We start from the raw sequence: 10,515 nt of genomic DNA on the forward strand, positions 1-10,515 counted from the left end.
TACCCCGCCACCTTCCGCACCGCATTGCTCAGCACTTCCCGCGCCCGCTTGACGCTCAGCCCCTGTTCGCGCCGCAGCCGTGACCAGGTCTCGAAGCTGAGCAGCAGGTCCAGGGCCTCGAAGGTCGTCGTGTCGGCCAGGATCTCCGGCGGCATTTCCCGCTGCAGGATGCGGCGCAGGGCCACGACCAGCTTGGAATTGTCGGCGTCGAGGAACTCGGACTTGTAGCGGTGGATATCGGAGGCGCGCTTGAACGGGGCGATGCGTTCGAAGGCGTAGGCGCGGCGGTCGACCAGCTCGACCAGCTTGTCGCGCCAGTCGGTGGACTTGAACGGGGTCTTGGAGAAGGCGCCGACCTCGGCCTCCATGACGTCGGACATCTCGCGATAGAGGCTCTCCATGTCCTTGAAGTGCCGGAACACGGTGCGCAGGCCGACCTCGGCGCGGGCGGCGACGGCCTCGGCGCCGGGGACCATGTCGCCCTCGGCGATCAGCTGGAGCATGGCCTTGACGATCCGCGCGCGGCTGTCGATCGAGCGCAGGCGCCGGCCGTCCTGCTCCTGGGGCGCGGGGGCCTCATCCTTCAACTCTGTCGCACGCGCCGCGCGGGCCAAGGCGGTTCCTTCCGAAATGATGTCGCGCCCTGATTATCGGGCCCCGCGCGGTTCCGCCAGCCCGCAGGCCTCAGCGGAACAGTGCGTCGCACCCGGAGCCCGCCAGCCAGGCGTCGACCTGGGCGCGGCTGGTCGCGGGAAGGGCGCCGTGATCGGCCCGGAGCCATTGCAGGCACTTGGCCTGATAGGGGAAGGGCGACTGGGTCCAGGCCTGGCCGTCCACCTGGGTCCGCACCTCGGTCGCTCCGTCAGCCAGGGCCTGGGCGTTGGCCAGCATGACGGGAACATAGGTCCGGCCGATCTCGGCCAGCAGGGCGGTAAGGGTCCGCGGCAAGGGGTTGGTGGCGATCCAGTCGGCCTCGTCAGGCTCCATACCCGACAGGTCCTCCATATTGCCCGACCAGGCCAGGACACGCGGCGCGATATCCAGGGTCACGGCCATGGGGGTCGGGTCGAAATGGGCGAGCTGGGTCAGCTGGCCGAACACCCCGAAGTCCGAAGTCCCCGGCCGATCGCCCATCAGGAAATGGTGGGTGCGCAGGTGGTCCTCGAGCAAGGCCAGGAAGCGCTTGTAGCTGGCCTCGATCACCGGGCCCGTGGTCGGGTTCGAGCCCACCACATAGAGCCGGCTGATCTGGCGTTCCGAGATCATCTTGCCACGCTCGGCCAGGACTTCGTCGGCCACGCTGTAGTCGGACCAGCCGGGCAGGACGGCGGCGCCCTTGCGGATATCGTCGGCATAGGCCCAGCGATAATGGAACATGGCCTTGGTCAGCCACTCATCGGCATAGTCCTCGATCAGGGCGTCGAGGAAGGCCAGCGCCGGGTCCGTCGGCCGGACGCCGCGCCCCGCATGGTCCCTCTCCAGTCGCCGGATGATCGGGGTGGAATCGGTCACGGCCTCCAGCTCGCCCTGGTCACTGGGCAGGAAGAAGGTCGGCAGGAGGCCAACCTTGGGCTTGGGCAGACTTTCCAGCGCGCGCCCGGTCCGGGGCAGCAGGCGATAGGGGATGCGGCGGTAACGCAGCACGGCCAACATCTTGCGGGTGTAGGGCGAGCCGGGCGCGCCAAAGAGGGCGATCGAGTCGGTCATGGTCTCACTCCGGCTCAACGGATGCGCAGCATGCGGTTGCTGCGGGTGATCTGGGTGGAATGGGCCGGCATGGAGATGAAGTCGCCGTCGTGGCCCAGGCGGAAAGTCCCGTGGAAGCGGCTGGCGGCGTCGCCGACGAAAGGTCCCTCCAGCCCCGGGATCGGTATGCCGGGCACCAGGTGGCTGAGCAGGAGGTATTTCACATGCGCCCGTTCGGCCAGCTCGGCCGCCTGTTCCGGGGTGGTGTGATAGCTCAGTATGTCGTGGCTGATGGCGGCGATATTGTCGCGATGGGCGGCGATGGCCGCCTCCCGCTGAATGCCCACCAGCCGGGGCGACAGGGCCTCGTGCACCAGCAGGTCGGCGCCCCGGGCCTCGGCCTCGACGCGGGCTGACGGGGCGGTGTCTCCGCTGAGCACCACGCTGCGCCCCTTATAGACGAACTTGTAGCCCACGGCCGGCTCGACCGGATCATGCTTCACCGGGAAGGCCGTGACCTTCAGGTCCGGGGTGTCGATCAGCACGATGTCGGGGCTGTCCTTGTGGACCTCGAAGACGTGGGGCGCGCCGCCGAAGCCGGAGGGCGGCACGACCTTTTCGCCGTGGTGGGCGATGCGATAGCCGCGATCCAGCACATAGGCCGACTGGAAGCCGTTCACGACGCTCTCCAGCCCCTGGGGCCCATAGATGGTCAGGGGCGCCTTGGAGGCGCCGCCCGCCCAATGCTGCAGCATCAGCTCGCCCAGCCCGCCGATATGGTCGGAATGGTAGTGGGTCAGGAACAGGGCGTCGGCCTTGGACGCGGTCATGTTCATCAGGGTCAGGTTGCGGGTCGCCCCGTCGCCGATGTCGACGATGAACATCCTGTCGCCGGCGATCACCGCCGTGCAGGGTCCGGCCCGGTGCGGATCGGGCAGGGGCGCGCCGGAGCCGCAGAGGCCCACATGCAGCCCGTCGGGCAGGTTTGAGAACGGGTTGGAGGCCATGGCCTGCTCGGCGCCGCGCCGATAGATCTTCATGGCGATCTGGCCGCGCGCCAGCCACAGTCCGCCGCCGAGCAGCAGGGCGACGCCGATCACGCCGATCAGGATGTTGCGAAGCGGCTTCATGATTTCGTCCCCGTGGCTCATGCGTCGCCGGGCGGTTGACACGGCCCGATATAATGACACTGTTATTGCCAATAGAATTCGCCTATCGGGGCGAGAAGTCAATGAGGGAGAGGCCGATGAAGGTCCTGCGCACGCCCGACGACCGTTTCGAGGGGCTGGCCGACTGGCCCTTCGCGCCACGCTACGCCCAGGTGACGGACGCCGACGGAACCGCATTGCGCATGGCCTATGTGGACGAGGGCCCCCGCGACGCGGCCCCGGTGCTGCTGATGCACGGTGAGCCGTCCTGGAGCTATCTCTATCGCAAGATCATTCCGGGCCTGGTCGCCCTGGGCCATCGGGTGCTGGCGCCGGACCTGATCGGCTTCGGCCGCTCCGACAAGCCGGCCGATCGCGCCGACTACACCTATGCCCGCCACGTGGACTGGACGAGCCAGTGGCTGACCGGCCTGGACCTCACGGACATCACCCTGTTCTGCCAGGACTGGGGCGGGCTGATCGGCCTGCGCCTGGTCGCGGCCATGCCCGAACGCTTCGCCGCCGTGGCCGTGGCCAATACCGGCCTGCCGACCGGGACGGGCATGACGGAGGGCTTCGCCAACTGGCTCAGCTTCAGCCAGAAGATCCCGATCATGGCGGTCGGCGCCCTCCTGCAGGCCGGCTCGGTGCGCGAGCTGACCACCGCCGAGGTCGCCGCCTATGACGCCCCCTTCCCAGACGAAAGCTATAAGGAAGGCGCCCGCCAGTTCCCGACCCTGGTGCCGGTGACGCCCGAGCACGCCCAGGTGTCTGAGAACCTCGCCGCCTGGACCGTGCTGGAGGCCTTCGAGAAGCCGTTTGTCACCGCTTTCTCCGACGCCGATCCGGTCAGCGGCGGCGGTGAGAAGGTGTTCCAGGCCCGCGTGCCCGGGACCCAGGGCCAGCCCCACATCATCCTGCACGGCGGCCATTTCCTGCAGGAGGATTCCCCGGCCGAGATCGTCGAGCTGGTCGACGCGCTGGCTGCCCGCGCCCATGCGAAGAAGGTTTGAGCCATGAAGGTTGAGAACGCCGTCATCCCCGGCATGGCCCAGGTCCAGGCCTTCTTCGGCGCCCCCGAGGACGGCCCCTACGTCATGGTCAACCTGCTGAAGTTCCGCGACAAGGCCGCCTATGAGGACGGCTCGGAACCTGAGCTCTCCGGACGCGCAGCCTACGCCCGCTATGGCGAGGGGGTCTCAAAGCTGGTCGCCGAGCTGGGTGGGCGCATGCTGTTCAGCGGCGACGTCACCAGCCTGATGATCGGCGAGGTGGAGGAGCTCTGGGACATGGTCGCCCTGGTCGAATACCCCTCGCTGGAGGCGTTCCGGACCATGGCCATGTCGCCCGGCATGCACGCCATCGAGCATCACCGCAAGGCGGGCCTCGCGGGTCAACTCAACATTCGCACCAAGATGCGGGCGTAGGCAAACCTACTCCCGCACCACCGTCCGGAAGCCGATGTGCGAGGCGCCTGAGTCCGGTGGGCCGACCTCGCGCGCGGCGGGGCGGTAGCGGAAGCAGTAGTCGTCGGAGCAGAGGAACGAGCCGCCCTTGATCAGATGCTGTGGCGGCCCGCCTGGCGAGGCCCCGAGGGCGCTCTCCGTGGGCTGAGCATTGGGGGCGAACAGGTCGCGGGTCCATTCCCAGACATTTCCGGCCATGTCGTAGAGGCCATAGCCGTTGGGCTTGAAACAGCCGGCCGGCGCGGCCTGGGCCTTGTAGCCGTCGGCGCCGGCGTCGACCGAGGGGAACACCCCCTGCCAGGTGTTGGCGAGCGGCTTGCCGCCCGGCTGCTTCTGCTGGCCCCAGACATAGGCCGCGCCGTCGAGACCGCCGCGGGCGGCGTATTCCCACTCCGCCTCGGTCGGCAGGTCGCGGCCCAGCCAATGGGCGTAGGCCAGCGCATCCTCATAGCCGACATGGACCACGGGCAGGGTGTCGCGGCCCTTGATATGGCTGCCCGGTCCTGAGGGATGGCGCCAATCCGCGCCAGGGATCACGCGCCACCAGGCCGAGGGATCGCCCCGATCCACGCCCGGCTTTGCGCCCACGAACACCAGGGACGAGGGCCGCATCTGGGTGGGCGGCAGGCCGGGATAGAGCCTGGGGTCCAGGGGCCGCTCGGCCAGGGTCCGGTAGCCGGTGGCCGCGACGAAGCGGGCATAGTCCTGGTTGGTCACCTCGGTGCGGTCGATCCAGAAGGATCCTACCGTCACCGGGTGCGCGGGGCCTTCCTCCGGCCGCACGCCGGCCGCGCCCATCTGGAACTGGCCGCCGGCGATCCGCACCATTCCGGCCCTCGGATGGGTCGGGTCCGGCGTGGCGAGGTTCGCCTGGCAGGCCTTGGGCGGCGCAGGCGCGCAGGCGACGGGCGCGAGCGCCAGGATCGCCGCCAGCAACGGCCCCGCCCGCATCAGTTGGCCCAGTAGATATATTCGTCCGTGGGCTGGTCCTTCACCCCCAGCGGATGGTCGATCGGGATCTCACCCGACAGCAGGGACGGCCATTTGGGGGCCACGAACTGCTTGTCCTGCGCCGCCATCAGGGCCTTCAACTCGGCGACCTGGGCGGGCTGGCTGGTTGACAGATCCTGCTTCTCGGTCGGGTCGGTCGCCAGATTGTAGAGCCAGGTCTTGTGCAGCTGGTCCAGCGTCTGGAGCTTCCAGTCGCCGGCGATCGCCATGCGGTAGTCGCCGGATCGCCAGAACAGGTTCTGGTGCGGCCGGCCCTGAACCTTGCCCTCGGCGAAGGGGGCGAGGTCGACGCCGTCGATCACCCGGTCGGTCGGGGGCTTGGCGCCGGCTGCGGCTGCGGCGGTGGCGAAGATGTCGATATGGGCCACGGGATTGTTGTAGCGGCTGCCGGCCGGCAGCTGGGCGGGCCAGCGCATGAAGAACGGCACATGCACCCCGCCCTCGAAGAAGCTCGCCTTCCAGCCGCGATAGGGCCGGTTGATGTCGGGCAGGCCGATATAGTTGGCCCCGCCATTGTCGCTGGTGAAGATCACGATGGTGTTGTCGTCCAGCCCTTGCGCCTTCAGCTCGGCCAGCACGCGCCCGACATTGCGGTCCAGGTTGCGCACCATGGCGCCATAGACCCGCAGGCGATGGTCCTTGATCTGGGGCAGGGCGTCATAGTCGGCCTTGGTCGCCTGCAGCGGGGTGTGGATGCCGTTATAGGCCAGGTACATGAAGAACGGCCGGTTGCGGTTGGCCTTGATCCCGGCGATCGCATTGTCGGTCAGATAGTCGGTCATGTAGGCGTTCGGATGGAACGGCTTGGACCCGTTGTACTGCACCGACCAGGGCAGGCTGGCCCACAGGAACTTGTCGATCGGATCGAAGCTCTGCCTGGAGTTCTCGACGTTCGGATCCTTGACCGGCAGATAGAGCGACGCGCCGGCGATGAAGCCCAGGCTCTCGTCGAAGCCCTGGTCCTCCGGCCGCGAACCCTTGATCCCGCCGAGGTGCCACTTGCCCAGGTGGATGGTGTGGTAGCCGCGCCCCTTGAGCAGCTCGGCGATGGTGATCTCCGACGACGGCACGGCCTCGGAATCCACGTCCGGCATGCCCTTGGCCTTGTCAGCGGCGAAATGCGGCGGGTGCAGGGAATTGGGCGACTTGAAGGTGCCGACCATGCGCGAGAAATTGACCGGCGTGGGCGTGAACTCGAAACCGAAGCGGGTCGGATAGCGGCCGGTCATGATCGCGGCGCGCGACGGGGCGCAGGTGGCGTTGCCGGCATAGCCGTTGGTGAAGTCGACCCCGCCGGACCCGATGGCATTGATATTGGGGGTGGGCACGACCCCGCCGGCGACGCCGCCGCCGTTGAAGGTGATGTCGTTATAGCCCATGTCGTCGGCCAGGATGAAGACGATGTTCGGCGGCCGGGTCTGGCCCGGCAGGACCACCGGCGGGCTCTGCGGTCCCTGGACCCAGTTGACCGGGTGATAGGCCTCGATGTGCGGCTGGCGCAGCACGGCCAGCTTCACCAGCAGGTCCAGCTTGTAGTGCCAGAGCACGGCGGCGGCCACGACCCCCACGGCGAGAACGCCGATCCAACGCTTCATGACGCGATCCTCCGAGCGGGTCCGGCTTCAGCGTCCGGTCCCAGGCGTCGTGACCATATATTGACATCATGCGCGCCGATAGATGGAATCTCGGCGGGGCTTGCCGCCCGCCCTGATCGGCCCTGATATGTCGCCAGGTGGTCGGACGGAGAGTGGCATGCGGCGATCGGTTGTTTTCGGGCTTCTGGCCAGCCTCGTCGCGAGCGCCGCGCTCGCCGCCCCGCCGCCGTCGCCGACGGTCGCCATCGCGTCGGGCGAAGTCCGGGGCGATTGGCACGGCGGGGTCGCGGGCTATCTGGGCCTGCCCTACGCCGCCCCGCCGGTGGGCCCCCTGCGCTGGCGCGCGCCCCAGCCGGTCCAGCCCTGGTCCGGCCTTCGCGACGCCCGCCAGTTCGGCGCGCCCTGCGCCCAGATGGCCATGGACTGGAACCGCGCCGTGGCCGGCCAGAGCCGCGAGGATTGCCTCTATCTCAATGTCTGGGTCCCGCCGCATCGCGTGGGTCAGGTTCTGCCGGTGCTGGTGTTCTTTCCGGGCGGCGCCTATCACGGCGGCTCGGCGCGGGGCCTGAGCGCCATCGAGCCCAGCTATGACGGTGCGCGGCTGGCCCGGCGCGGTGTGGTGGTGGTGACGGCCAACTACCGCCTGGGCATGTTCGGCTTCCTGGCCCATCCCCAGCTGTCGGCGGAATCGCCCGGCCATGGATCGGGGACCTACGCCCTGATGGACCAGATCGCCGCCCTGCAATGGGTCCAGACCAATATTAGCCGCTTCGCCGGCGACCCGCGCAACGTCACAATCTCGGGGCAGTCTGCGGGGGGCTACAGCGTCGCCGCCCTGATGACCGCGCCCAGCGCCCGGGGCCTGTTCGCCAAGGCCGCCATGCTCAGCGGCACGGCCCTGGACGAGACGCCGGTCCAGCCGACGCTCAGGGAGGCCGAGGCTTCGGGCGCGACCTTCGTCGCCGGGCTCGGCGGCCGCTCCATCGCCGATCTGCGCCAGCGGCCCGCCCAGCAGCTGATCGACGCCATGGCGGCCGATCCCGCCTTGCGAAAGGCGGAGCCGAGGACCCCGGTGGTCGATGGCGACGTGCTGCCGGAACAACCGGGCCTGGTCTTCCGCGCCGGGCGCGAGGCGCCCGTGCCCCTGCTGGTCGGGGCCACCGCCCGGGACGGGGACTTTGACGCCATGGGCGTCACCGGCACGCCCAAGGCTGCGGCCAGCGCCGCCGATCCCGCCCGCCCCCTGGCCCTGACCCACAATCCCGCGCCCCTTGCGGCCGAGGGAACGCAGGCGGTCGCGGCGTTCTACGCCGCCTATCCGGACCTCGCGGCCGAGGCGGCCAAGGTCTATGCGGCGCCCGGCCTGACCCGCCCCGTGGATGGCGACACCATCTGGGCCTTCCAGACCGACGTCACTTTCCGATGCGGAGCGGCGCTCACCGCTCGCTGGCATGCCCGCGTCGCGCCCACCTGGCGCTATGAATTCTCCCACGGTTACGAGCCCCTGGGCGCGGTGCACCTGTGGGACCTGGCCTATCTGTTCGGCTGGCGTCAGCCCCCCGCCGACCAGCCCCGCGACGTCCGACTCACCGACCAGATCCAGCTCTACTGGACCAACTTCGCCCGCACCGGCTCGCCCAACGCCAGGGGCCTGCCGGTCTGGCCGCAGAGCAAGCCGAAGCCCGGCGCCGGCGCCTATCTGGACTTCGCCTCGGACGGCGCGGTGGGCCGGACCGGACCCCGCACCGCCGCCTGCGACCTCTTCGCGGCCAAGGTTGAGCGCGACCTCGCCGCCCTGACGCCGACAGGGCGCTGACCGTCGCTGACTGCTATAATCAACCGAATGGTTGACAGTGAGGTCTGGAGTGCTTTAACTCAACCTCATGGTTGAATTAAAGCCCCTCGGCGCGAGGGGTCACGGACGGAGACGGTGATGAGTGAACTGGCGACCCTGAGCCCCTATGGCGTGCGCACCGAGACCACGACGGTGCGGATTCAGCGGCTGTTGCCCGGCCCGATCGAGCGGGTCTGGGCCTATCTGACCGAGAGCGACCTGCGCCGTCAGTGGCTGGCCTCCGGGCCCATGGCGCTGACGGCCGGCGGCGAGGTCGAACTCACCTGGCGCAATGGCGAGCTGACCCCGCACGAAGAGGCGCGGCCGGAGGGCATGCCGGAGGAGCGGCGGATGAACAGCCAGGTGCTGCGCGTCGATCCGCCCCGCCTGCTGGCCTTCAGCTGGGGCGAGGGCGACGTGACCTTCGAGCTGGAGCTGCAAGGCGGCGAGGTTCTGCTCACCGTCACTCACCGCCGCCTCCTCGACCGGGGCTCGCTGCTCAATGTCAGCGCCGGCTGGCATGCCCACCTCGACCTGTTGGCGGACCGCGTTGCGGGCCGTGAGCCGGGTCCGTTCTGGAGCCACTGGAGCAGCCTGCGCGGCGAGTATGAGGCGCGCCTGCCCGAATAGTCGTGCGACACCCCCTCGTCGCCCACTCGGCGGCGGGGGCGGCTTGTAACAGCTGAGGTTTCGTCCCATTGTCGAACGCTGTTCCATGAAGCGTTCCTGGGGTGTGATCGCCGCTTCGGTCGCTGGCCTCCCCGGGTCTCTGTCGACATCTGCGGACGCCGCAGCCGGAGTCGCCGTGAAGCCGTCGCGCCTCATTCTCGTGCTGCTCGCCGTCCTGGCCACGGGCGCGGCGCTCTATTTCGGCCGCCATCGCGACGTCTGGCATGTCGAGCCATCGGCGCCGTCGGACCTGGTGCTCTCGGTCGCATCGGACGGCGCCGGCGCCGCCACCCTCAAGATCTACTGTACGATCCAGGCGACCGAGGTGCGGCTCTATCTGCCGATCCGGGGCGGCCCCTCGACCGGCGGCGCCGATGGACCCCAGGTGCTGAACGCCAGCGACGACTTCCAGGATCACGGCGCGCCCCCGTCGGTTCCATCCGCACCCGCCGCCGAACCGGCGGTCTGGACCGTGTCGGAGGACGGGACCTATGCTTGGCGGTCGGACGCCCCGGCCTTCATCGGCCAGCTCTTCGCCCACGACGGCCTGCGGGTGGATGGCGCTGGCTTCAGAGGTGAGCGCCTGAACGCCTCCAGCCTCAGCTTCCCCCTGATCGGCCTGGCCGCCCACCGCGACCAGATCACCAAGGCCTGCCGCGCGCCGGCCCTGGCCCGACCCGAATGAGAGCTCTCACCTCGCCATCACCGCGACGGAAAGGATGGCCGCCCATGAAGCTGATGACCCTGCTGGGCCTGTCGATGGCCCTCGCCGCCGCCGGCGACGCCCACGCTCAGTCCATTCCGAAGTATGGCGAGGACGCGCGGATCGGCTATCTGCGCCAGGACGATCGCTGCCAGGGCTATATCGGCGCCTTCATGGCCGTGACCGAGGACCGGCTGTCCCCCAGCGCCGAGGACCAGGCCCTGATGGCGCGCATGCTGCAATTCACCGACCGCATCGTCTACGAGGCGCACAAATACGCCGAGCAGGTCGGCTCCGACGCCGTCACCGACGTGGTCACCCATGTGACCACCGAGATCAATCAGCTGGCCCACAAATACGACAACCTGCCCGAGGGCGCGGTCCGCGCCGCCGCCCTGCGCGC

Annotated in this window: 11 protein-coding genes; 6 read left to right on the forward strand and 5 right to left on the reverse strand. The window is 69.1% G+C overall.

Annotated features, from left to right (window positions below; genetic code table 11):
- The 3 genes from Q7P21_RS15935 to Q7P21_RS15945 all read right to left on the reverse strand — a co-directional run.
- The coding region (locus tag Q7P21_RS15935; protein ID WP_304177863.1) for a TetR family transcriptional regulator at window positions 1-587 on the reverse strand (587 nt) is incomplete at its 3' end.
- Between the two features lie 97 nt (window positions 588-684).
- Window positions 685-1,707, reverse strand: a complete 1,023-nt coding sequence (locus Q7P21_RS15940) for a glutathione S-transferase family protein (protein WP_304177864.1) — start codon at window positions 1,705-1,707, stop codon at window positions 685-687.
- A gap of 14 nt (window positions 1,708-1,721) precedes the next feature.
- Window positions 1,722-2,816, reverse strand: coding sequence for an MBL fold metallo-hydrolase (locus Q7P21_RS15945; protein WP_304177866.1), 1,095 nt, complete (start codon window positions 2,814-2,816; stop codon window positions 1,722-1,724).
- 116 nt (window positions 2,817-2,932) lie between these two features.
- Between Q7P21_RS15945 and Q7P21_RS15950 the strand changes: the two genes are divergently transcribed.
- Together Q7P21_RS15950 and Q7P21_RS15955 are read left to right on the forward strand one after the other, a co-directional pair.
- Window positions 2,933-3,847, forward strand: coding sequence for a haloalkane dehalogenase (locus tag Q7P21_RS15950; RefSeq protein WP_304177868.1), 915 nt, complete (start codon window positions 2,933-2,935; stop codon window positions 3,845-3,847).
- A 3-nt stretch (window positions 3,848-3,850) separates the two neighbouring features.
- A complete protein-coding gene (locus tag Q7P21_RS15955; RefSeq protein ID WP_304171516.1) occupies window positions 3,851-4,261 on the forward strand; it encodes a DUF1330 domain-containing protein in 411 nt (136 codons plus the stop codon).
- Between the two features lie 6 nt (window positions 4,262-4,267).
- Here Q7P21_RS15955 and Q7P21_RS15960 read toward each other — a convergent pair whose 3' ends face one another.
- Both Q7P21_RS15960 and Q7P21_RS15965 read right to left on the reverse strand, forming a co-directional pair.
- A complete protein-coding gene (locus tag Q7P21_RS15960) occupies window positions 4,268-5,251 on the reverse strand; it encodes a formylglycine-generating enzyme family protein (RefSeq protein ID WP_304177870.1) in 984 nt (327 codons plus the stop codon).
- Window positions 5,251-6,906 (reverse strand): sulfatase-like hydrolase/transferase, encoded by a 1,656-nt coding sequence (locus Q7P21_RS15965; protein WP_304177871.1) that lies wholly within the window; start codon window positions 6,904-6,906, stop codon window positions 5,251-5,253. The genes Q7P21_RS15960 and Q7P21_RS15965 overlap by 1 nt, the downstream gene beginning before the upstream one ends.
- Window positions 6,907-7,063: 157 nt before the next feature.
- Between Q7P21_RS15965 and Q7P21_RS15970 the strand changes: the two genes are divergently transcribed.
- The 4 genes from Q7P21_RS15970 to Q7P21_RS15985 form a co-directional block, all read left to right on the forward strand.
- Window positions 7,064-8,722 (forward strand): carboxylesterase/lipase family protein, encoded by a 1,659-nt coding sequence (locus Q7P21_RS15970; protein WP_304177873.1) that lies wholly within the window; start codon window positions 7,064-7,066, stop codon window positions 8,720-8,722.
- Between the two features lie 117 nt (window positions 8,723-8,839).
- Window positions 8,840-9,370: an SRPBCC family protein gene (locus Q7P21_RS15975; RefSeq protein WP_304177875.1), complete on the forward strand. Its 531-nt coding sequence runs from the start codon at window positions 8,840-8,842 to the stop codon at window positions 9,368-9,370.
- Window positions 9,371-9,545: 175 nt separating this feature from the next.
- Complete coding sequence (locus Q7P21_RS15980) at window positions 9,546-10,094, forward strand: hypothetical protein (protein ID WP_304177877.1); 549 nt, start codon at window positions 9,546-9,548, stop codon at window positions 10,092-10,094.
- 44 nt (window positions 10,095-10,138) lie between these two features.
- On the forward strand, window positions 10,139-10,515 hold a 377-nt coding region (locus Q7P21_RS15985; RefSeq protein ID WP_304177879.1), incomplete at its 3' end, for a hypothetical protein.

It is taken from the genome of Phenylobacterium aquaticum, assembly GCF_947378715.1.
Classification (GTDB): Bacteria; Pseudomonadota; Alphaproteobacteria; order Caulobacterales; family Caulobacteraceae; genus Phenylobacterium; species Phenylobacterium aquaticum_A.